15 protein-coding genes and 2 pseudogenes are annotated in these 22,704 nt (G+C 78.2%); 4 read left to right on the forward strand and 13 right to left on the reverse strand.

What is annotated here, in order from left to right; translation table 11 throughout:
• Positions 1-58: 58 nt before the first annotated feature.
• Together Q0848_RS05680 and Q0848_RS05685 are read left to right on the forward strand one after the other, a co-directional pair.
• Positions 59-2,662 carry an RNA helicase gene (locus tag Q0848_RS05680; protein WP_299035930.1) on the forward strand — a complete coding sequence of 868 codons (2,604 nt, stop codon included), beginning with the start codon at positions 59-61 and terminating at the stop codon, positions 2,660-2,662.
• A gap of 262 nt (positions 2,663-2,924) precedes the next feature.
• Complete coding sequence (locus Q0848_RS05685) at positions 2,925-5,006, forward strand: EAL domain-containing protein (RefSeq protein ID WP_299035932.1); 2,082 nt, start codon at positions 2,925-2,927, stop codon at positions 5,004-5,006.
• 55 nt (positions 5,007-5,061) lie between these two features.
• Here the strand turns inward: Q0848_RS05685 and Q0848_RS05690 are convergent, their stop codons facing one another.
• Positions 5,062-6,048, reverse strand: coding sequence for a Gfo/Idh/MocA family protein (locus tag Q0848_RS05690; protein WP_299035934.1), 987 nt, complete (start codon positions 6,046-6,048; stop codon positions 5,062-5,064).
• 553 nt (positions 6,049-6,601) lie between these two features.
• Here Q0848_RS05690 and Q0848_RS19000 point away from each other — a divergent pair.
• Positions 6,602-6,667 (forward strand): annotated as a pseudogene (locus tag Q0848_RS19000) (hypothetical protein); the annotation flags it as partial.
• 160 nt (positions 6,668-6,827) lie between these two features.
• Here the strand turns inward: Q0848_RS19000 and topA are convergent.
• The 7 genes and pseudogenes from topA to Q0848_RS05725 all read right to left on the reverse strand — a co-directional run bounded on the left by topA (position 6,828) and on the right by Q0848_RS05725 (position 16,205).
• Positions 6,828-9,713, reverse strand: coding sequence for a type I DNA topoisomerase (gene topA / locus Q0848_RS05695; RefSeq protein ID WP_299035936.1), 2,886 nt, complete (start codon positions 9,711-9,713; stop codon positions 6,828-6,830).
• A gap of 796 nt (positions 9,714-10,509) precedes the next feature.
• A pseudogene (locus Q0848_RS19005) lies at positions 10,510-10,992 on the reverse strand (DUF309 domain-containing protein); the annotation flags it as partial.
• A gap of 5 nt (positions 10,993-10,997) precedes the next feature.
• On the reverse strand, positions 10,998-12,641 hold the full coding sequence (locus Q0848_RS05705) for a methyltransferase (protein ID WP_299035941.1): 1,644 nt from the start codon (positions 12,639-12,641) through the stop codon (positions 10,998-11,000).
• A gap of 99 nt (positions 12,642-12,740) precedes the next feature.
• Positions 12,741-13,781 carry an L-idonate 5-dehydrogenase gene (locus tag Q0848_RS05710; protein ID WP_299035943.1) on the reverse strand — a complete coding sequence of 347 codons (1,041 nt, stop codon included), beginning with the start codon at positions 13,779-13,781 and terminating at the stop codon, positions 12,741-12,743.
• A gap of 78 nt (positions 13,782-13,859) precedes the next feature.
• Positions 13,860-14,627 carry an SDR family oxidoreductase gene (locus tag Q0848_RS05715; protein WP_299035945.1) on the reverse strand — a complete coding sequence of 256 codons (768 nt, stop codon included), beginning with the start codon at positions 14,625-14,627 and terminating at the stop codon, positions 13,860-13,862.
• A 322-nt stretch (positions 14,628-14,949) separates the two neighbouring features.
• Entirely contained in the window at positions 14,950-15,834 is an 885-nt protein-coding gene (locus Q0848_RS05720; protein ID WP_299035948.1) for a phosphatase PAP2 family protein, read from the reverse strand.
• Positions 15,835-15,851: 17 nt separating this feature from the next.
• Complete coding sequence (locus Q0848_RS05725; protein ID WP_299035949.1) at positions 15,852-16,205, reverse strand: STAS domain-containing protein; 354 nt, start codon at positions 16,203-16,205, stop codon at positions 15,852-15,854.
• Between the two features lie 137 nt (positions 16,206-16,342).
• Here Q0848_RS05725 and Q0848_RS05730 point away from each other — a divergent pair, with 137 nt between their 5' ends.
• Entirely contained in the window at positions 16,343-18,781 is a 2,439-nt protein-coding gene (locus tag Q0848_RS05730; RefSeq protein WP_299035952.1) for a DEAD/DEAH box helicase, read from the forward strand.
• A gap of 91 nt (positions 18,782-18,872) precedes the next feature.
• Here Q0848_RS05730 and Q0848_RS05735 read toward each other — a convergent pair whose 3' ends face one another.
• From Q0848_RS05735 to Q0848_RS05755, 5 genes are all read right to left on the reverse strand, one after another.
• A complete protein-coding gene (locus Q0848_RS05735; RefSeq protein WP_299035954.1) occupies positions 18,873-19,361 on the reverse strand; it encodes an Rv3654c family TadE-like protein in 489 nt (162 codons plus the stop codon).
• Positions 19,358-19,765, reverse strand: a complete 408-nt coding sequence (locus tag Q0848_RS05740) for a TadE family type IV pilus minor pilin (RefSeq protein ID WP_299035956.1) — start codon at positions 19,763-19,765, stop codon at positions 19,358-19,360. The genes Q0848_RS05735 and Q0848_RS05740 overlap by 4 nt, the downstream gene beginning before the upstream one ends.
• A gap of 169 nt (positions 19,766-19,934) precedes the next feature.
• The gene (locus Q0848_RS05745; protein WP_299035958.1) at positions 19,935-20,360 is read right to left on the reverse strand and encodes a DUF4244 domain-containing protein; all 426 of its coding nucleotides are present in this window, start codon (positions 20,358-20,360) and stop codon (positions 19,935-19,937) included.
• Between the two features lie 984 nt (positions 20,361-21,344).
• The gene (locus Q0848_RS05750) at positions 21,345-22,010 is read right to left on the reverse strand and encodes a type II secretion system F family protein (RefSeq protein WP_299035959.1); all 666 of its coding nucleotides are present in this window, start codon (positions 22,008-22,010) and stop codon (positions 21,345-21,347) included.
• Positions 22,007-22,615, reverse strand: coding sequence for a type II secretion system F family protein (locus tag Q0848_RS05755; RefSeq protein ID WP_299035960.1), 609 nt, complete (start codon positions 22,613-22,615; stop codon positions 22,007-22,009). Before Q0848_RS05755 ends, Q0848_RS05750 begins: the two co-directional genes overlap by 4 nt.
• Positions 22,616-22,704: the final 89 nt, after the last annotated feature.

Below are 22,704 nucleotides of genomic sequence, written 5' to 3' on the forward strand. Positions count from 1 at the left end.
TGGCGCGAGCCGCTGACCACGGTCGGCCCGCCGGACGAGCGGTGGGACCCTGATCCCGATGACCAGCGACGCAGCCCCGACCACCCCGCCGGTGACCGAGCCCTCGACGCGCCCGGCGCCCTCCCTCGTGAGCGCGCTGCAGCCGCTGCGGCGCGCGGCGGTGGCGGCCGGGGCGGGGGTGGACCCGGACGAGCTGCTCGCGGCGTTCTCGACGTGGTCGGTGGAGCAGGGCCTGTCGCTCTACCCCCACCAGGAGGAGGCGCTGCTCGAGCTGGTGACGGGCGCGAACGTCGTGCTGGCCACGCCGACCGGCTCGGGCAAGTCGCTGGTGGCGACGGGCGCGCAGGCCTTCGCGATGGCGGAGGGCCGGCGGTCCTTCTACACGGCGCCGATCAAGGCGCTCGTCTCGGAGAAGTTCTTCGCGCTGTGCGCCGTGTTCGGCGCCGACCGCGTGGGCATGCTCACCGGCGACGCGAGCGTCAACGCCGGGGCGTCGATCATCTGCTGCACCGCCGAGGTGCTGGCCAACCTGGCGCTGCGCGAGGGGCCCGAGGCCGACATCGGCCTCGTCGTGATGGACGAGTTCCACTACTACGGGGACCCCGACCGCGGCTGGGCGTGGCAGGTGCCGCTGCTGGAGCTGCCGCGGGCGCAGTTCCTGCTCATGTCGGCGACGCTCGGCGACACGACCGGCATCCGCGAGGACCTCACCCGGCGCACGGAGCGGGAGACGGCGCTCGTCGCGTCGGCGGAGCGCCCCGTGCCGCTGCACCACTACTACGCGACGACGCCGGTGCACGAGACGATCGACGAGCTGCTGGAGACGCGGCAGTCGCCCGTCTACGTCGTGCACTTCACGCAGGCGGCGGCGCTGGAGCGGGCGCAGGCGCTCACCAGCGCGCAGGTGGCCACGCGCTCCGAGCGCGACGAGATCGCGGCGTTCCTCGGCGGCTTCCGCTTCACGACGGGGTTCGGCCAGACGCTGTCGCGCCTGCTGCGCCACGGCATCGGCGTCCACCACGCGGGGATGCTGCCCAAGTACCGGCGGCTGGTCGAGCAGCTGGCGCAGGCGGGGCTGCTCAAGGTCATCTGCGGCACCGACACCCTGGGCGTCGGCATCAACGTGCCGATCCGCACGGTGCTGCTGTCGGCGATGAGCAAGTACGACGGCACCCGCACGCGGCTGCTGTCGGCCCGGGAGTTCCACCAGGTCGCGGGCCGCGCCGGGCGCGCCGGCTACGACACGGCCGGGACGGTCGTCGTCCAGGCGCCCGAGCACGAGGTGGAGAACCTCAAGGCGCTCGCCAAGGCCGGCGAGGACCAGAAGAAGCGCCGCAAGGTGGTGCGCAAGCAGCCGCCGGAGGGCTTCGTCGCGTGGACGCGGGCGTCCTTCGACAAGATCGTGACCGCCGAGCCCGAGCCGCTGCGCCCGCACTTCGCCGTCTCCACGTCGATGGTGCTCAACGTCCTCGCCCGCCCCGGGGACCCCGCGGCGGCGATGCGGCACCTGCTGCTGGACAACCACGAGCCGCGGGCGCGCCAGCGCCGGCACGTGCGCGAGGTCATCGGCATCACCAAGGCCCTGCTGGCCGCCGGCGTCGTCGAGCGGCTGGACGAGCCCGAGCCGGACGGGCGCCGGTACCGGCTCACGGTCGACCTGCCGCGCGGCTTCGCCCTGGACCACCCGCTCTCGACCTTCGCCCTCGCGGCGGTGGAGCTGCTGGACCTCGAGTCGCCGACGCACGCCCTCGACGTGCTCTCGGTGGTCGAGGCGACGCTCGACGACCCCCGGGCGATCCTCGCCGCCCAGCAGTTCAAGGCCCGCGGCGAGGCCGTGGCGCAGATGAAGGCGGAGGGCATCGAGTACGAGGAGCGGATGGAGCTCCTCGACGACGTCACGTGGCCCAAGCCGCTGGAGGAGCTCCTCGAGGCCGCCTTCGAGATGTACGCGAAGGGCCACCCGTGGGCCTCGCGCGCCGTCCTGTCGCCGAAGTCGGTGGTCCGCGACCTGTACGAGCGCGGGATGACTTTCCGCGAGTTCGTCTCCCACTACGGGCTCGTCCGGGCCGAGGGCGCGGTGCTGCGCTACCTCACCGACGCCTACCGCTCGCTGCGCTCTGGCGTGCCCGCCGAGGCGCGCACCGAGGACGTCGTCGACCTCGTGGAGTGGCTCGGCGAGCTGGTGCGTCAGGTCGACTCGAGCCTGCTCGACGAGTGGGAGCACCTGACCGACCCCGACCGGGTGGACGCCGCGGTCGCCGAGGTGCGCGCCCCGACGGCGCCGGCCCGGCCGGTCACCGGCAACGAGCGGGCCTTCACCCGCATGGTCCGCAACGCGCTGTTCCGCCGGGTCGAGCTGGCGGCGCTGCGCCGCAGCTGGGACCTCGGCGAGCTCGACGCCGCCACCGGGTGGGACGCCGGCGCGTGGGCCGAGCAGCTCAGCGCCTACTACGCCGAGCACGACGAGATCGGGACGGGCGCGGACGCCCGGGGCCCGCGGATGCTGCTGTGGCGCAAGGAGCCCGACGTCTGGCACGTGCGGCAGGTCTTCGCCGACCCGGCGGGGGACGGCGACTGGGGCTTCTCCGCCGAGGTCGACCTCCCGGCCAGCGACGAGGAGGGCGCCGCGGTGGTCCGCGTCGTCGACGTCGGGCGGCTCTGAGGCGCCCCAGCACGCACCCCGAGGCCGCTCCGGGGCCCCGCCGCCGGCGCCGGTGATCCGTCACCCCCCGAAGTCACGAGGCGCTACGTTGCTCACCTGCTGTCATGGGGCGAGGGGGGCCGACGTGGAGCGAGCGGGAGCGGTGGCGCCCGGGCGCGGTCGAGCCGGTGCGGTGCCGCAGCCCGCAGGGCCGCCCGGGCCCGTCACGGACTTCGCCACGGCTGCCCGGGCGTCGCTGGCGGACCTCCAGAGGCGGTTCGGCATGGACTCCTGGCTGGTGGCGCGGCGCCGCGGCGAGGACTACGTCGTGATCGCCACCGCGCACGACGAGGACCCCCTCGGCAACCGCGTCGGCCTGGTCCGCCCGTGGCAGGACACCTTCTGCGCGCGCATGGTCGAGGGCTCGGCCCCGATGGTGGCCCCGGTCGTCGACGAGGTCCCCGCCTACGAGGGGATGCGGGCGGTGACGGGCCTGGAGGTGGGCTCCTACCTCAGCGTGCCGGTCGAGTGCCCCGAGGGGCGGCTGCTGGGCGCCCTGTGCGCCGCCGGCCTCGAGCCGCGGGGCCCCGACCTGGAGGCGTCCCTGCCGGACGTGCGGCTCCAGGCGTCGCTGCTGGGCGTCGTCCTCTCCCACGAGCTGCGGCTGGAGCGCGAGGTCCGGCGCGCCGAGCGCGCCGAGGCGGCGGCCTCGACCGACGCCCTCACCGGGGCCGCCAGCCGCCGGGCGTGGGACGCGGCGCTCGTCGCGGAGGAGGCCCGGGCCGACCGCTACGGGACGCCGACCAGCGTCGTCGTCCTGGACCTCGACGCGCTCAAGGCCGTCAACGACACGGGCGGCCACGCGGCGGGGGACGCGCTCCTGCGGCGCACGGCCGAGCTCCTCGGCGAGCGCCTGCACGGCGGCGACCTGGTCGCGCGCCTGGGCGGCGACGAGTTCGGCGTGCTGCTCGTGGAGACGCCGCGCGCGGAGGCGCAGGGGCGCGCCCAGCAGATGCAGGAGCTGCTCTCGGCGCACGGGATCGAGGCCTCGGTCGGGCTGGCCTGCCTCGAGGGCGGCCGCGACCTGCAGGCCGCGTGGCGCGCCGCCGACGCGGCCATGTACGCCGACAAGGCGGTGCGCCGCGCGACGGCGCCGCGGGTGCTGGGGGTCCCGCGGGCGCAGGGCGCACCGGTCGCGGCGGGCGCGCCGCTGTCCGGGGTCGAGGCCCTGCTCGCCCTCGTGCGCGAGCAGCTGGGCATGGACACCGCCTACGTCGCCCGGGTGCGCGACCACCGGCTGACCTTCCGCCACGTCAGCGCCCGCGGGCCGGCGATGGTGCGGGCGGGGGACTCCGAGCCGCTCGAGGCCACCTACTGCCACCGCGTCGTCGAGGGCGAGCTCGAGGAGGTCGTGCCGGACACGGGCGCCCACCCGGTGACGGCCGCCCTGGCGGTCACGCGGGCGCTCGGCCTCGGCGCCTACGTCGGCGTCCCGCTGCGCCGCGCCGACGGCAGCCTCTACGGCACGCTCTGCGCGCTCTCGCGCACGGCGCGCCCCGAGCTGCGCGCCCGCGACGCCGAGGTCCTGCGCAGCGTCGGCCCCGTGGTCCTGGGGCTGCTGGAGGACGAGGAGCGCCAGGAGGACGGCCGGCAGGAGCTGCTCGCCGACCTCGACGCCCTCGACGCGGCCGGCGGCCCGACGACCGCGCTGCAGGCCGTGGTCCACCTCGGGAGCGGGTCCGTGGTGGCCGCGGAGGCGCTGAGCCGCTTCCCCGAGCCGCGGACCTCACCGCTCGGGTGGTTCGCCCGGGCGCAGCGGGCCGCGGCGGCCGAGCACCTGGACCTGCTGTGCCTGCGGGCCGCCCTGCGCCACGCCGACCGCTCGCCGGGGCGCCTGTCGGTGAACGCCGCACCGCGGACGGTCCTGACGCCGGCCTTCACGCGCCTGCTCGGCGAGGGCCGGCTCGACCACGTCGCGGTCGAGATCACCGAGCACGAGCCCGTCGACGACTACGCCCCGCTCGTGGCCGTCCTGGCGCCCCTGCGGGCCCGCGGGCTCGCCGTGGCCGTCGACGACGCCGGCGCCGGCTTCGCGAGCATGCGCCACGTCGTCCAGCTGGCCCCCGACGTCGTCAAGATCGACATGAGCATCGTCCGGGACGTCCACCGCTCGCCGGGCGCCTCCGCCATGGCCGCGGCTCTGGTGGGCTTCGCGCGGCGCACCGGTGCGCTCACCGTGGCCGAGGGCGTGGAGAGCCCCGCCGAGCTCGAGCACCTCGTCGACCTGGGCGTCGACATGGCCCAGGGCTACCTGCTCGCGCGGCCCGCGCCGGCCGAGGCGTGGGAGCCCGTCACGACCGCCTAGCGCAGGGCGACCGCGTCGCGACGGGCCCGCCGGCACCGGCGCGGGCCGGCGGGCGTCAGCCGAGCGGGCGGTCGTCGTCCATCCGGACGCCGAGGGCCTGCAGGGCTTCCTCGAGCACGCCCATCACCTCGAGCGTCGTCGACAGGGGCCACAGGGGGCTCTCGGTGCGCCCCTGCTCCAGGCACTCCTGCACGTGCTCGAGCATGTGCGCGTACCCGCGCCCCGTGCGCGGCAGGGAGGTGCGCTCGGGCTCGGCGTCCGGGCGGTGGACGACGAAGGCGTCCGGCGCGTGCACCACGCCCTCGAGCTCGACGCGTCCCCCCGTGCCCGTGATGACGCCCCGCCGCGGCGGCCGGGCCGTGATGGTCGTGTGCACCGTCGCGGTGGCCCCGCCCGGGTGGGTGAGCAGCAGCGAGGCCTCGGCGTCCACCCCGGAGCTGGTCAGCGTGCCGCGGGTCAGCACCTCCGAGGGCGCCCCGAGCACCATGCGGGCCACCGAGACCGGGTAGACGCCCATGTCGAGCAGCGCGCCGCCGCCCTGCACCGGGTCGTGGAAGCGGCTCGAGGGGTCCTCGGGCACCGGGAAGCCCAGGTCGGCGTGGACGTGGCGCACCTCGCCGACGACGCCGGAGCCCAGCGCGTCGAGCAGGGCGACCACCGTCGGCTGGAACCGCGTCCACATCGCCTCCATGGCGAACAGCCCGCGGGAGCGCGCGAGGTCGACGAGCTCGTGCGCCCCCGCGAGCGTCGTCGTGAAGGACTTCTCCACCAGCACGTGCTTGCCCGCCTCGAGCGCGGCCCGGGTCACGGCGCGGTGCTGGCCGTGCGGCGTGGCCACGTAGACGACGTCCACGTCCGGGTCGGCGAGCAGGTCGGCGTAGGAGCCGTAGGAGCGCTCGAACCCGTGGCGCTCGGCGAAGGCGGCGGCCCGCCCGGCGTCGCGGGAGGCGACGGCGAGGGCGCGGGCCCCCGGCACGAGCGGGAGGTCACCGGCGACGGTCGTCGCGATGCCTCCGGTGGCGAGGAAGCCCCAGCGCGTCATGGCGGCCACCCTAGGAGGCCCCGGCGGTCCTGCGTCCGAGCCGCCTCCCACCACCCGTGGCGCACCACCCGTGGTGGTCCTCCCCGCCGCAGGTCGACCGGGGCGACCCCGGCGACCACCGTCGTCCCCCGGCCGCAGCGCGCCCGCGCTCGCAGCCCGGCACCCGCGAGGTCGCCCCGGCGCGGGCCCGAGCCCGCCGCAGGCCCCACCGCGGGGCCGCTGGCGGAGCACCAGATCCGCGGGCCCGGGGAGCCCGAGCCCCGCACGGCGCGGCAGTCGCGCCGGGATCCCGCGCTGAGGGGCCCCGCCCCCTCACGCCCCCGGCGCCGCCCCACCTGACGACCAGCGGCCCGCAGCCGGCGGAGCCGGGCAGAGGACGCCGTGCCAGCAGTCTCCGCGAGAGGCCTCTACCAGGTCCTCGGCCCGCGGCCGGACGAGGCCGTGCGCCGCATGCAGGCGGGCGCCCCCGTCGCCGACGTCCGCGCCGAGGGCTCCACCCCCCGCCGTCGTGGACGTCGACCTGGACGTCGAGCCCGGCGAGATCTCCGTGGTGATGGGCCTGTCCGGCTCGCGCGAGTCCACGCTGATCCGGATGCTCGACGGCCTGCTCGAGCCGACCGCGGGCACCGTGCGCATCGGCGGCACCGAGCTCGACGACCGCCGCGCTCGGCGGGGCCGCGCGGGGCTGCGCACCGGCCGCTGCGCGTCGGCCGCTGCGCGTCGGCTGACGCGCGAAGGGCCGCACCCCGAGGGGTGCGGCCCTTCCTGCGTGGCGCGGATCAGCTCGTGGCGGCCGTCGTGCCCGCCGGGGCCCTCTTCGCGGCGGGCTTCTTCGCCGCGGGCTTCTTCGCCGCCGGCTTCTTGGCCGGGGCCTTGCGGGCCGGCTTCTTGGCGGGACCGCGGTCGCGCTTCTCCTGCAGCAGCTCGGCCGCGCGCTCCGGGGTGATCTCCTCGACCGCGTCGTCCTTGCGGAGCGTCGCGTTCGTCTCGCCGTCGGTCACGTACGGGCCGAAGCGGCCGTCCTTGACCACCACGGGCTTGCCGGAGACCGGGTCGTCGCCGAGCTCGCGCAGCGGCGGGGTGACCGTGCGCCCGCGCCCGCGCTTGGGCTGGGCGTACAGGGCCAGCGCCTGCTCGAGCGTGACGTCGAAGAGCTGGTCCTCGGACTCCAGCGAGCGCGAGTCGGTGCCCTTCTTCAGGTACGGCCCGTAGCGGCCGTTCTGCGCGGTGATCTCCTGCTCGTCCGCCGGGTCGACGCCGACGACGCGCGGCAGGGACAGCAGTCGGAGGGCGTCGGTCAGCGTGACCGTCTCGACCTGCATGCTCTTGAACAGCGACGCCGTCGGCGGCTTCGGCTTGGCCGGTGCCTTCTTGCGCCCCTTCACCGGCGCCTCGGGCTCGGGCGGGTCCTCGACGACCTCGGTGACGTAGGGGCCGAACCGGCCGGCGCGCGCCACGACGGTGCGGCCGGACTCGGGGTTGACCCCGAGCTCGCGGTCGCCCTCGCCCTGCGTGGCGAGCAGCTCGCGCGCCTTCTCGACCGTCAGCTCGTCGGGGGCCACGTCGTCGGGGACCGACGCGCGCTGGGGCTCCCCGTCCTCCCCCGCGACCTCGAGGTAGGGGCCGTAGCGCCCGACCCGCAGCACGATGCCCTCGCCGATCGGCACGGAGTTGATGTCGCGGGCGTCGATGTCGCCCAGGTCGTCCACGAGCGGCTTCAGCCCCGCCGGGAGCGCCTCGCCGGCGGCGCCCGCCGGGCTCGGGCCCCGACCGCCGCTGCGGGCACCGGCGCCGTCGGGCCCCTCGTCGTCGCCGCCGCCGAGGCCCTGCGGCCCGTAGTAGAAGCGCGCGAGCCACGCGCGCCCCTCCTCGGCGCCGGCCGCGATGCGGTCGAGCTCCTCCTCCATGGAGGCGGTGAACTGGTAGTCGACGAGCTGGCCGAAGTGCTCCTCCAGCAGCCGGGTGACGGCGAACGCCAACCACGTGGGCACCAGGGCGGAGCCGCGGTGCTGGACGTAGCCGCGGTCGCTGATGACCGAGATCGTCGCCGCGTACGTGGAGGGGCGCCCGATGCCCTGCTGCTCGAGGGCCTTGACCAGGCTCGCCTCGGTGTAGCGCGGGGGCGGGGAGGTGCGGTGGTCGGCGGCCTCGACGTCGGACAGGTCGACGCCCTGGCCCTGCACCAGCTCGGGCAGGCGGCGCTCGTCGTCGTCGCCGGAGCCGTGGCGGTCCTCGTCGCGGCTCTCCTCGTAGGCGGCCATGAAGCCGCGGAAGGTGATGACCGTCCCGGACGCCGAGAGCTCGACGTCGCGGCCGGCCGCGCCCGCCTCGCGGGTGGCCTCCGTCGTCGGGACGACGGCGCCCAGGCGCACCGAGGCCGTGGAGCCGCGGGCGTCGGCCATCTGGCTGGCGACGGTGCGCTTCCAGATCAGCTCGTAGAGGCGGAACTCGTCGCCGCGCAGCTCGCCGGAGACCTGGGCGGGCGTGCGGAAGCTGTCTCCCGCAGGCCGGATGGCCTCGTGGGCCTCCTGGGCGTTCTTGGACCGGCTGGCGTAGACGCGGGGCGCGTCGGGCACGAACTCGGCGCCGTAGAGCTCGGTGGCCTGCCGGCGCGCGGCGCCGACGGCCTCGCTCGAGAGCGCGACCGAGTCGGTGCGCATGTAGGTGATGTAGCCGTTCTCGTACAGCGACTGCGCCGTGCGCATGGTGGCGCGGGCGTTCGAGCGCAGCTTGCGCGAGGCCTCCTGCTGCAGCGTGGAGGTCGTGAACGGCGCGGCGGGCCGGCGCGTGTACGGCTTGGTCTCGACCGAGGTGACGACGGCGCCGAGGTCCGCGCCGGCGTCCTGCAGGGCCGTGGCCAGCGCGCCCGCGACGGCGCCGTCCAGGACGACCGCGTCCGAGGTGAGCCGACCGCTGTCGTCGAAGTCGCGGCCGGTGGCGACGCGACGGCCGTCGTAGCGGCCCAGCCGGGCCCGGAAGGTCTGCGCGCCGGCCTCGCCCGCGGGGGCGACCTGCGCCGAGAGGTCCCAGTACTCGGCCGCGCGGAAGGCCATGCGCTCGCGCTCGCGCTCGACCACCAGGCGCGTGGCCACCGACTGCACGCGGCCGGCGGACAGGCCCGCGCGGACCTTGCGCCACAGCACCGGCGAGACCTCGTAGCCGTAGAGGCGGTCGAGGATGCGCCGGGTCTCCTGCGCGTCCACGAGGTCGGTGTCGATGTCGCGCGTGGACTCCAGCGCGCGCTGGATGGCCTCGCGGGTGATCTCGTTGAACACCATGCGGTGCACCGGCACCGAGGGCTTGAGGGTCTCCAGCAGGTGCCAGGCGATGGCCTCGCCCTCGCGGTCGCCGTCCGTGGCGAGGAAGAGCTCGTCGGCGTCCTTGAGGAGGCGCTTGAGCTCGGTGACCTTCTTCTTCTTGTCGGCGTCGACGACGTAGTACGGCTCGAAGCCGTGCTCGACGTCGACGGCGAAGCGGCCGAAGGGGCCCTTCTTCATGTCGGCGGGGAGCTCGCTGGGCTGCGGCAGGTCGCGGATGTGGCCGACGCTCGCCTCGACGTCGTACCCGTCGCCGAGGTAGCCGGCGATCTTGCGCGCCTTCGCCGGCGACTCGACGATCACGAGCCGTCGGGTCGTCGTGCTGGCCGTCCCGGTCTTGCCTGCCACGGTGCCCCTTCCTCGTGCTCCGCTCCCGCGCCGTGCGCGGGCCCGCCCGGGCCCGGAGAGTGCGGCCCCGCGGAGACCGTACGTGCCCGGCACGGGTGCTCGCGCCCGGCACCCGCCTCGGCGCGGCGCTGGGGGCGCCCCGCGGCGGACCCGGCGATCAGCTCGCCGGCGCCTCGCCAAGCGCCGCCAGAGCGCCCCGGAGCTCGACGAAGACGTCCCCGCCCGGCCCCGGGAAGCGCGCCCGCGCCGTCAGCCCGGCGCGGGCGAGCACGGCCAGGGCGCGGCCGTCCTGCTCGCGGGCCACGGCGCGCAGCTCGTGCGGCGGTGAGGCCTCCGCCGCGAGCGCGGCGACGAGCGCGGCGAGCGCCAGGCCGCCCGTGCCGGAGGAGAGCAGGTCCGGCCGCACGCCCAGGCCGACGTCGAGCACGCCCCCCGCCGGGGGCGCGTCCGGCGCCGCGGCGGCCGTGCGGTGAGGCTGCCCCGGCACCGTCGCCTCGACGCCCAGGCACACGAGCGCCACCACGCACCCCTCCTGGTCCAGGACCGGCTCGTACCCATCGCGGCCGCTGCTGGAGCGCACCTGCAGGGCGGGGACGTCGTGCGGGCCGAGGTCGTGGCGGTCGTGCGGCGCGGGGTAGCGCCAGGCCGCGACGTCCGCCGCCTCCTGCGGCGTCAGCGCCCGCCGCTCCAGGCGGAGCCGGGCACCGGTGCTCCCGGCGCCGTCGCGCCGGCCGAGCCGCGGCGTGCGCGGCGGCTCGAGCGGCGGGTCGGCGTCGTCCGCCGGGCCCGCGGACCGCACGACGTCCAGGAGGTCCTGCGACCAGCGCAGCAGCCCGTCGACGTCGACGAGCGCGGCGGCCCCCTGCCCGGCGGCCGGCCCCGTGGAGGCCCACGGCGCGACCCGGCCCCGGCCCCGCTCGAGCAGGACGGCGGCGCCGCGCGGGCGACCCCGCAGGTGGTGCGTCAGGCCGACGGCCAGCTGCGCGAGCCCCTGCCAGAGGTCGCGCTCGTGCTCCGGCGCCGACTTCCAGACGCCCTCGAGCACCTCGTGGGCGTGGAAGGGCATGCCCGCGTCCAGCAGGCGCTGAGCCTCCCGCAGCGCCTCCTCCGGGGGCAGCACGAGGTCCTCCGGCACGCGCGGGACACCCTGCGCCCCGCGCGGCAGGGGACGGCCCAGCTCGTCGCGGGGCCGGGCGTTCTGCGGGCGGCCCCGGTCGTCCCGCTCGCGCCGCCGCTCCCGGCGATCCTGCTCCGCGCGCTCCTCCTCCCGCTCCGGCAGCGGGCTCACGCCGCACCGCCCGCGACGGGCGCGGGGTCCGCGAGGAGCATCGCGTCCCCCACCAGGCCGCGGACGACCGGCAGCACCTCGGCGACCACCTCGTCCGCGGGCCGCTCCAGCAGGGCGGCGACGGCGCCGACGAGGACGCCGACCGGCAGCTCGCCGTCGCAGGCGCCGACGACGCCCGCCACCGCGGTGCCCACCCGCACCGTCCGGCCGAAGCCGCCCCCCTGGCGCAGGAGCACGACCTGCGGGTGCTCGGCGCCGGGGCGGGCGTGGCGCTCCTCCGTGACGTCGCCCGCGACCCGCAGCCGGAGCGCGGCGAGCCCGTCGTCGTCGAGGCCGGCGAGGAGCTCCTCGGCCGCCAGGACGTCGGCGACGTGACCGCCCAGCGGGCCGGCGACGGGGCCCGGCAGCTCCTCCAGCCGCCGCAGCCGGCCGCCGCGCTCCTCCCGGGGGCGGCGCAGGACCACCATCCCGAGCCCGACCGCCTCGACCCGCCGGTCGGCGAGGTCGTCGAGCCAGGAGCCGACCAGCGCGTCGAAGCCGGGGCCCGCCTGCTGCCCGCCGTCGCGCACCCAGGTCTCGGCGTAGGCGGCCGGGTCGAGCAGGTCGCGCTGGACCACCCAGCCGTCGAGGCCGCTCGCCTCCAGCCAGGCGCCGACGCGCTCGCGCCAGGGCTCGCCGTCCCGGTGCTCCCAGTTCCCGAGCAGCTGCGCCGTCCCGCCGGGGGCCAGGACGTCGCCGACCCGCTCGACGAGGTGCTGCACGAGGGCGTCGCCGACCAACCCGCCGTCGCGGTAGTCGTAGGCCGGCACGCCCGCGGCGCGCGGGGTGATGACGAAGGGCGGGTTGGAGACGACGAGGTCGAACCGCTCGCCGGCGACGGGCTCCAGCAGGCTCCCGCGCCGCAGCTCCACGGGGGCGACCGGCGGGCCGCCCCGGGCCCCGGCGGCGCCGTCGTCGAGCGCCAGGGTCAGCGCCGCGAACTGCAGGGCGCGCGCGGAGGTGTCGGTCGCCACGACCTCGCGGGCGTGCCGGCGCAGGTGCAGCGCCTGGACGCCGCAGCCCGTCCCGAGGTCGAGCGCCCGGCCGACCGGGGGGCGCACCGTCGCCTGCGCCAGCGTCGTCGAGGCCCCGCCGATGCCCAGGACGTGGTCGGTCCGCAGGGGGCCGGCGACCGCCATCTCGCCGAGGTCGGAGGCCACCCACCAGTCGGCCGGGCCCGCCGCGTCGACGGCGGCGTAGGGCCGCAGCTCGACGAGCGGGCGGACCAGACCGCCCTCCCCCGGCTCGAGGAGCCCCAGCCGGCGAGCCCCCTCGAGCCCGCAGCGCGGCAGCGCCGCGGCGAGCGACGCGACGGGCAGCTCCAGGCCGAGCACCAGGGCGCCGACGAGGGCGGCCAGGGGGTTCCCCGCCGCCGTGGCGGCCTCGACGACGCGCCGGGCGGCCAGCGGCTGCTCGCGGTGCAGCGCGGCCTCCGCCACGGGCCCGAGGAGGTCCGCCACGGCGTCCACCCGGTACCCCTGCCCGCCGACCGCGGCGAGGTCCTCGCGCAGCGCCGCGACGAGGTCCGGCAGGACCACCGGGGCGTCCGGGACGGCGGGGGACGCCGGCCCCGCGGGGCGCGGACCGGTGCGCTCGCTCACGCCCGCCAGGCTAGGCGCACCCCGGAGCCACCCGGACCGGTCGGCACCGGACCGGTCGGCACCGGGGCGGTCGAGCGGGGCCGCGGCGCCGCGGCGGCGTCAGAAGCGGAGCAGGACCTTGGACGACGTCGAGCTGTCCTTCGCCCGCTCGAAGGCGGCGGGGGCGTCGGCGACATCGTGCTCGTGGGTGATGACGGGCTCGACGGCGAGGCTGCCGTCGGCGAGGGCGCCGACGACGTCGTCGATCTCGTCGGCGAACCGGAAGCTGCCCACGAGCTCGAGCTCGCGGGTGATGGCCGTGGCGATGGTCACCGGCTGGTCGCCCGCGGGCAGCAAGCCGAGCATGACGACCCGGCCACCGCGCGCGGCCCCCGCGAGGGCGCTGCGCAGGCCCAGGTGGTGCCCGCTGGACTCGACGACGACGTCGGCCTGGCAGTCGGCGATCGCCTCGGCGTCGTCGGCCCGCAGCGTCGCGTGCGCGCCCACGGCCCGGGCCACGACCAGCGGCGCCTCGTGCAGGTCGACGGCGGTGATGTGGGCCGCACCGGCCCGCGCGAGCACCGCGACGACGAGGGCGCCGATCGGCCCGGAGCCCACGACGAGGGCGCGGCGCCCCCGCACGTCCCCCGCGCGGGAGACGCCGTGCCAGGCGACCGCGGCGGGCTCGGCGAGCGCTCCCGTGCGCAGGCCGACGCCGTCCGGCAGCTCCCGCAGCATCCGCGCCGGCAGCACGGCGTGCCGGGCGAAGGCCCCGTCGGTGTGCGGGCGGTGCGCGGCGCTGCCGAGGTAGGTGCCGAGCGGCGAGAGGTTCGGCCGGTCCGCCGGGTAGCGCGTGCGGCCGTCGTCGCGCGGCGTCGCCGGGTGCACCACGACCTGCGCCCCCTCCTGCGGGCCCGAGCCGTCTGCGGCGGCGCGCAGGACCGTGCCGGAGACCTCGTGGCCCAGCACCATCGGGTCGCGCAGCACCGACTGCCCGGCCGCGCCGTGGGTCCAGTAGTGCAGGTCCGACCCGCACACGCCCCCGTAGGCGATGCGCAGGACCGCCTCGTCGGCGGCGGCCGGGCGCAGCGGCACCTCCTCGACCCGGAGGTCCCCCGCCGCGTGCACGACGACGGCGGTGGTGGTCTTCGGGACGGTCATCTCGGGGCTCCTGCGCTCGGTGGGGCTGGGCGGTGCGGACGGGCCCTGGAGCCGCTGACGCGCGGGGCGCCCGCGGGCTCACACGACGGCGGTCATCCCGCCGTCGACGAGGAGGTTCTGCCCGCTGACGTAGCTCGAGGCGTCCGAGCACAGGAACAGCAGGGCCCCGACCAGCTCCTCGACACGGCCCCAGCGCGCGGCCGGCGTCCGGGCCTCCACCCAGGCGGTGAAGTCGGCGTCCGCCACGAGCGCTGCGTTCATCTCGGTCGCGAAGTAGCCGGGCGAGATGGCGTTGACCTGCACGCCGTGGCGGGCGAGGTCGGCGGCCATGCCCCGCGTGAGCGCGACGAGCCCGCCCTTGGTGGCCGAGTAGGGGGCGATGGTCTGGCGCGCCAGCACCGACTGCACGGAGCCGATGTTGACGATCTTGCCCGAGCCGCGCTCGACCATGCCGCGGGCCGCCACCCGGGAGGTGTGGAAGGCGCCCGAGAGGTTCGCCGCCACCACGTCGTCCCAGTCCTGGACGGAGAACTCGGTGATCGGCGCCCGCCGCTGGACGCCCGCGTTGTTGACGAGAACGTCGAGGGCGCCGTGCTCGGCCACGAGGGCCTCGATCGCGTCGCTCGTCGCGGCCGCGTCCGTGACGTCGAAGGAGGAGGCCAGCGGACGCCGGCCCGTGGAGGCCTCGAGCTCGTCCCGGGCCTGCTCCAGCGCGGGTCCCCCGCGCCCGTGCAGGACCACGCGGGCACCGGCCTCGGCCAGCCCACCGGCGAGCGCGCGGCCGATGCCGCGCGAGGAGCCGGTGACGAGCGCGAGGCGGTCCGTGACGTCGAAGACTCCGCTCACGCCGGCACCGACGAGCCCGGGACGGCCGGCCGGGAGGCGGGCGCGCACTGGGGGCCGACCGCCTCGCGAACCGGGGGTGCAGGGGTGCGGTGCACGGGGACGCTCTCCCTCGGTCAGCGGCGGCTCGACTGCCCCGAGGACGCGGACGGCGCCGCCCCCTCGACGCGCGGAACCTAGCAGCGGCGGCGCGGCGGACGACGTGCTCCCCGGCCGCGTCCGAGGTGGCTCCGGACGGCGCAGCCCGGGGCGGGGCAGGCTGGACCGGGGCGGGCTGGAGGCGGGGCGGGGCGCAGCCGGACGTCGCACCGGCGCGCCCGCGACGTCAGGCCGGGGTGCGGTGCAGGAGCGCGAGCGAAGTGCCGAGCAGGGCCGCTGAGCCCCCGGCGCCGGCCAGAACCCCACCGGCGTAGGAGAGGAGCTGGACGGTGCGCCCCGCGTCCTGCCCCGCGCTCTCGACGACCACCGTGCCGCCGGCGTCGAGCACCAGGGCCGCCGCCGTCATGGCCGCGAGGCCGACCAGCACCGCCGCCGACCCGGCCGCGACCAGCAGGACCCAGACGGCGCGGCGGTCGGGGCCGCGCACGGGAGCCCCGCCGTGCAGGCGCAGCCCCGCCACCGCGAGCCCGGTCCACGCCGCCACGACGAGCAGGGCAGCCGCCACGTCGCTCGGGCGGTGCCACCCGGCGACCAGGGTGGAGACGCCGGTGGCGGCCGCGTAGACCGCCCCCAGGACCGCCGCCGTGCTGCGCACGGCGACCGGGACGACCAGCACGAGGGCCACCGCCAGGGTCGCGGCGACGGTCGTGTGGCCGCTGGGCAGGGAGTTGGCGTCACCGAGCCCGAGGTCGGGTCGCTCGAGCAGGACCTTCTTCAGCAGCTGGGTGCTGACGTTCGCGCCGCCGACCACGAGCACCGACGCCACGGCCAGCGGGAGCCGGCGTCGCAGGACGGCGAGCACGACCAGCAGCAGGAGGCCCAGGGCGAGGGTGCCCTCGGAGACGACGGAGAGCACCGTCATGGCCTGGTCGTCGAGGAGGTCGCGCCCCCTCGCCGACCCCGCGAAGGCGATCTCGTCGACGACCTGGCCGGGCCCCGTGGTCACGAAGCCGAGCCACAGGCCCACGACCCCCGCCGCGGCCAGCAGCGCCAGCAGCAGCGGGAGGACCGGGCCCGCCGGCGCGTCGTCGCGCGGGGGCCCGGTCCTCACCGGGAGGGACGAGGTGCTCAGTCCTCGGAGCTCGTGGAGGCGGAGACCGCCTCCTCGACCGAGTCGTGGATGGGGAAGACCTTCGTCAGCCCCGTGATGCGGAAGACCTTGAGGATCTTCTCCTGCACGCAGACCAGGCGCAGCGACCCGTCGTGGGCGCGGACGCGCTTGAGGCCGCCGACGAGGACGCCGAGACCGGTGGAGTCGAGGAACTCGACCCCCTGCATGTCCACGACCAGGTGGTACTGGCCGTCGGCGACGAGGTCGTTCAACCGCTCCCGCAGCTGGGGCGCCGTGTAGACGTCGATCTCCCCGCCGACGGCGACGACGGTGCGCCCACCCTGCTCGTGACTGGTGACGGACAGGTCCACGTGTGCACTCCCAGGCGTCGAGCTCCGCGACCCGGCTCGGGCCGCCCGGCGATGGCCGGCTCGCAGCATTAGACCATCCACGCCCGGTCGCGCGCTGCCCGCACCCGCTGTCGGACCCCTCTGGCAGCGTCCCGGAGGTGGTCGCCGAGCTCTCCCCCCCGAGTCCTGCGCCCCCGGCGGCAGGACCCGGCGCCCGGGCGCTCGAGGCGCTCCTCGGCGCCCCCGGGCGCGCCGAGCGGGTGCTGCACGTCCACGTGCGCTCCGCGCGCCCGGGACGGCGGGCGGCGTGGCCGGCCTGGGCCGACCCCGAGGTCGTGGCGGCCCTGCGGCGCCGGGGCGTCCCCGCGCCGTGGGAGCACCAGGTCGAGGCGGCCGGGCTCCTGCGGGCGGGGCGCTCGGTCGCCCTGGCCACGGGGACGGCCTCGGGCAAGTCGCTCGCCTACTGGCTGCCCGCCCTGACGGCCGCCCGGGAGGCGGGTCCGGCCCGCTGGGGCGGGCGGGGCGCGGCCACGCTCTACCTGGCCCCGACCAAGGCGCTCGCGGCCGACCAGCTGGCGAGCCTCGAGGCGCTGGCCGTGCCGGGCGTCGTCGCGGCGCTGTGCGACGGCGACACGCCCCCGGACGAGCGCGCCTGGGTCCGCCGCCACGCCGACGTCGTGCTGTCCAACCCCGACCTCCTCTCGCGCTCGGTCCTGCCCGACCACGCGCGGTGGGCGCCGCTGCTGCGCCGGCTGCGGCACGTCGTCGTCGACGAGGCGCACGTCTACCGCGGCGTGCTGGGCGCCCACGTCAGCGCGGTGCTGCGCCGCCTGCTGCGGGTGGCCGCGCGCTACGGCGCCGAGCCGGTCGTGGTCCTCGCGAGCGCCACGAGCGCCGACCCCGGGCGCACCGGGCACCGGCTCACCGGCCTGCCCGTGGAGGTCGTCGACGAGGACGCCTCCGAGCGCGGGGAGCTGTCCCTGCTGATGTGGCGTCCCCCGCTGCTGCCCGCGCGCGGGCCCGCGGTCCCCGCAGCCCGGCGCCCGGCCCCCGCCGAGGTGGCCGAGCTCCTCGCGGACCTGGTCGCGGCCGGCGTCCGCACCCTCGCCTTCACGCGCTCGCGCTCCGCCGCGGAGTCGGTCGCGCTCGCGGCGGCCGAGCGCGTCGGGGCGATCGACCCGGCCCTGGCCCGCGCGGTGGAGGCCTACCGCGGGGGCTACCTGCCCGAGGAGAGGCGCGAGCTCGAGCGGGCCCTGCGCGGCGGCCGGCTGCTCGGCCTCGCGACCACCTCGGCCCTGGAGCTCGGCGTGGACGTCGCCGGGCTGGACGCGGTGCTGCTCGCCGGCTGGCCGGGCACCCGGGCGTCGCTGTGGCAGCAGGTCGGACGCGCCGGCAGGGCAGGGGACGACGCCGTGGCGGTGCTGGTGGCCCGCCAGGACCCGATGGACACCTACCTGGTGGAGCACCCCGAGCAGGTCGTCGGCCGCTCGGTCGAGGAGGCCGTCCTCGACCCGCAGAACCCGCACGTGCTGGCGCCCCACCTCGCCGCGGCGGCCGCGGAGCACCCCCTGGCACCGGAGGAGCTGGCGCGCTTCGGCGACCCGCTCGTCGTCCGGGCCCTCCTCGACGCGCTGGTGCGGCGCGACCTGCTGCGGCGCAGGGCGGCCGGCTGGTACTGGGTCGGCGAGGGCCGCCCCGCCGACTCCATCGACCTGCGGGGCGCCGGGGGCGACCCGGTCGCCGTCGTGGAGCGAACCACCGGACGGGTGGTGGGCAGCGTGGACGCGGGAGCTGCGCACGCCACGGTGCACGCCGGGGCCGTGCACCTGCACCGCGGACGCACCTACGTCGTCGAGGAGCTGGACCTCGAGACCTCCACGGCGCTCGTGCGCCGCGAGGACACCGACGTGACCACCTCCGCCCGCGACACCAGCGACGTGCGGGTCCTCGCCGAGCACGACCGGCGCACCTGGGGCCCGGTGGTGCTGCGCACGGGGCTCGTGGAGGTCAGCAGCCAGGTGGTCTCCTTCCTGCGCCGGCGCGCCGCGGACGGCGAGGTCCTCGGCGAGGAGCCCCTGGACCTGCCGCCGCGGGTCCTGCGCACCGCGGCGGTCTGGTGGACCGCACCGGCGGACCTCCTCGAGCGCCACGGCGTGGAGCCCGCAGACCTCCCGGGCGCGGCGCACGCGGCCGAGCACGCCGCCATCGGCCTCCTGCCCCTCGTCGCCACGAGCGACCGCTGGGACGTCGGCGGCGTCTCGACCGCGCTGCACCCCGACACGGGCCTGCCCACGGTCTTCGTCCACGACGCCGCCCCGGGCGGTGCCGGCTTCGCCGCCCGGGGCTTCGCGGCGGCGCGGACGTGGCTCACCGCCACGGCCGAGGCCGTGGCGGCCTGCCCCTGCGCCGAGGGCTGCCCGGCGTGCGTGCAGTCCCCGAAGTGCGGCAACGGGAACGAGCCGCTGAGCAAGGCGGGCGCGATCGCCCTGCTGCGCGCGGTCCTGCAGGAGGCCGACGACGACCGGAGCACCGAGCCCACCGGCGGAACCCGAGCCGCGGGAGCCGGCGGGGGCGACGAGCCGCGCGAGGGGAGCTGAGACGACGAGCCAGGCGGGGCGACGAGCCAGGCGGGGCGACGGCGCCGGCACGGGCCGCGGCGGCACCGCGGCCGAGCGCGGTCGGGAGACCTCACGTCGGCGCGGGGCCGGCCCGGGCGGCGGCGCGCGCCGGACCGAGCCCGCCGAGAACCCCTGCGACGTCGACGGCGACCTCCACGACCACCTCCTGCCCGACGGGCCGGCAGCCCAGGAGGCGGGCGCCACCGCGGCCGGCGACGCGCACCGCCGCACCGCAGGCGTCCCCCGCGCTCCGGCCGACGAGCACGTCCGCCGCCGCCAGCGCGGCGAGGTCCGCCGCTGCCGACGCCCGGTGCCGGGCGACGACGGCCTGCCCGAGCGCCGCCCCGGCCGAGCAGACCAGGAGGCCGGCCAGGACGACCGCCACCACCAGCACGGTTCCCGCCCCGCAGTCCCCCCTGAGCCGCCCCAGCTCCCGGCGCCCGCCCTCCCGGCGCCCGTCCTCCCGGCGCCCGTCCTCCCGGCGCCCGTCCTCCCGGCGCCCGTCCTCCCGGCGCCCGTCCTCCCGGCGCCCGAGGACCCCGACCGGTCGTGCGGTCATGTCGATCCCCTGGAGGGCGGCACCTCGGCGGTGACGTCCGCCGGCCCCCTCCGCGCTGCGTCGCCGGCGGCCGCACCAGCGGCGACGCCCGCCTCGACCGCCGCCGCCGCGCGCCCCCTCACCACCAGCTCGGGCGCCCCGGGCAGGACGAGGTCGACGGGGGCTGTCACCACCACGTCGGCGAGCCCGGCTCCGACCTCGACCGAGGCGACCGCACCCGAGCCGGCCAGGGCGGTCGCCAGGGCGGTGACCTCCCCCGACGGCGCGCCGCGGGCCGCGGCCCGGGCGCCGGCCGCTGCCGCGTCGGTGCAGCGCAGCTGGGCTGTGACGGCCTGCCCCACCGACAGCGCACCGGCCATCACGACGACGACGGCCACCGTGCCGAGGGCGAGCTCGGCCGTCACGGCGCCCCGGTCACCTCGGTCGCCCCGGTCCCCCCGGCCACCCCGGTCGCCGCGGTGGAGCTCGACTGCGCCGGTGGTGCGCGGCCGAGGCGCGACGCCCCGGCCGCGCACCGCACTGCGGGAGGTCGACCTCATCCCGTGCTCCCGCCGCCGCTCGCGCGCTCCGGCGTCACCCGATCGTCAGGGCGCGCTGGATGATGGCGAGGAGCAGCCCGCGCACCTCGCCGCTGGCCAGCAGCGCGACGAGCAGACCGGCGAACCCGCAGGCCGCCAGCGTGGCCACGGCGTACTCGGCCGTGGCCATGCCGACGTCACCGCGGGGCCTCCTCAGCGGCTCCAGCGCGACCCCGGTGGCGCAGGCCGAGATCCGCTCGGCCCCGGCGGAGGGCGTGAGGACGGAGCCGGTCAGCGTCGCCCGGGCAGGAGGCGTCGGGCCGGCCGCGGACTGGGCGGTCCCGCCCCTCGTGCCGCGCGCGGTGCAGGCGCGCGCCGGGGCGGGGACCGCGCGGCGGTGCGCGCACCGGCGCGGGTCGGGGCGGCCGAGGGCGCGCGGTCGGGGCGTGTGGCGGGTCGAGGTGCGGGTGCTCGCGGACATGGGGTCCTCCTCCCGGGCCGCCGGGTGCGGCCCGCTGCGTCGAGGCTGGCTCTCACGGGGCCTCTCCCGGCGCGAGCACGGAAGGGTGTGGAGGAGCCGGCCCTTCCTCCCCGCTGTGGGCGCGGGATGGACGCTGGACCGGCCGGGCGGGACGCACGGCCGGAGACGTTGAACGCTTGACCTCTTGCTCCTGCCGCCTCATCCTGGGAGCTGGTCCAGCAGGCGGCCGCACGACGCGACGCGCACCAGAGGTGCCGGCACGGGGCACGGCCCGTGGGACGTCGTGCGCACAGCGCTGACTCCTGGGGACCGATGACCGCACCGACCTCCTGCTCGTCTCCCTCCGGACGAGGCCACGGCCCGTCCTCCTCCGAGGCCCGGGGGTCCCAGGAGGACCGGCGGTCCGTCGAGTGGGCGGGCGAGCAGGTCCGAGAGGCCGTCGACCGCAGGCTGGGGGCGGCTGCGCCGGGGCACGAGCGCGACCGGGCCGGGGACGACCTGAGGCGACTGCTCGAGGGGCGCCCCGGCTCCTGAGCCGCGGGCCGTCACGCCGTCGAGGCGGCGGTGGTCCGGCGACTGCCCGGGTGTCGGGCCAGGTGGGAGCTGCTGCAGCCGTGCGCTCCGGCGCGAGGTGTGTCGGGCCAGGTGGGAGCTGCTGCAGCCGCGTGCTCCGGCGCGAGGTGTCCTCGGCCGGACCTCGGGTCACGGACGTGCAGCACGGCCCGGTCTCCCTGCCGGGGCGCGCGACGGCCCACGACCCCGCTGGGCACCAGCGAGCTGGTCGACCGGGGTACGGGTGGCGACCCCGCGCGGCCCGGCCCGGCGCTCGCGCTGGCAGCTCGGGTGTCCACGCAGGCGGGCCCGGGCATCCACGCATCCGGGCTGTCCGCCCACGCCCGCGGGCCCGCGCGCCCACGCACGCGGTGCGGGGTCCGCGGACGGCCGTGCACGGCCCGGGGCCGCCCGGCGGCCCCGGGCGAGGCGCTAGCCGAGCACCTCCTGGGCGAGCGAGACCACCACCGGCACGACGGCCACGGCGACGAAGGCGGGCAGCGCGCAGGCGCCCAGGGGCAGCACCAGCCGGACGCCGAGGGCCTGGGCGCGGCGCTGGGCCTCGCGCGCCCGCCGTCGGCGGACCTCCGAGGCCGCGTCGCGCAGCAGGTCGGCTCCCGGGGCGCCCGCGCGCAGCGCCAGCCCGAGGGCGTCGCGCACCGGGACCAGCGCGGCCGTCGCACCCAGCCACGCCTCGTCCCACCCCGCGCCCAGGCGGAGCAGCGCGCAGCGCCCGCGCAGCTCCTCGTCCTCGCGGGAGGAGGAGGTCAGGGCGAGCGCGGAGCCAGCGGCCTCCAGCGCCGCGAGCGGCGGAGCCCCGGCGTCCAGGGCCGCCGCCACGAGGTCCAGCAGGAGCGCGGGGTCGACCCCGCGCGCGGGCCTCTTCGCCGATCCTCGCCCGCGCCCCCCGCCCTGTCGGCCCCCGCCTTGTCGGCCCCCGCCCTGCAGGCGCTCGACGCGCGGAGCCCGGGGAGCGACGGCGCCCGGCCCGACCGAGCCCGCACGCCGCAGCCTCGCCAGGCGCGCGGACGGCGGCGGTGGCAGCCAGAGCAGCAGCGCGACGAGCAGGAGGGCCCCGGTGGCGACGGCGGAGGTCACCGCGGGGCACCCCGCCCGGTCGGCAGCGCCGGCCCGACGTCGACCGCCGCGCGCGGGACGGTGGCCACCCGCACGAGACGGCGGGTCCACAGCCACCCCGCGAGCGCCAGCAGGGCACCGACCAGCCCGGCCAGGCGCCCGGGCGCCGTCCCCACCAGCACGAGCAGGGGGTCGGCGCCGACGGCGTGGCCCAGGAGCAGACCGAGCACGGGCAGGGCCAGCAGGACGCGCGCCGTGGCGCGCGGCGCCGCCAGCGCGGCCTCCCGGGCGTCGCGGGCGTCGGCCTCCTCGCGCAGCGCGCCCGCGAGGCGCGAGAGCAGCTGGGCGGTGGGAGCCCCCGTGCGCTCGCAGACCTCCCAGGCGGCCGCCACCGCCTGCAGCGCCTCCTGCGCGTCGTCGGGCCGGCCCCGGCGCTCGACGGCGTCCCGCAGGGCCGGGGCCACCGGCTCCCCCGTGGCGGCCGCTCCGGCCGCCGCCGACCAGGCCCCACCCGGGCCGGGTCCTGTGGCCTCGACCAGGTGCGCCCAGGCGCCACCCGGCGCCAGCCCCGCCCGCAGCAGCACGGCCAGCCGGGAGACGTCCTGCGCGACGTCCTCCGCGCGCACCGAGCGCTCCCGGGGAGAGGGGGACCGGAGTCGGCGCAGCCGCCGCGCCCCGCCGCCGGCGGCCCCCGCGGACGCGCGGCCGGCTCCCG

It is taken from the genome of uncultured Pseudokineococcus sp., from assembly GCF_947495735.1.
In the GTDB taxonomy this organism is placed as follows: Bacteria; Actinomycetota; Actinomycetes; order Actinomycetales; family Quadrisphaeraceae; genus Pseudokineococcus.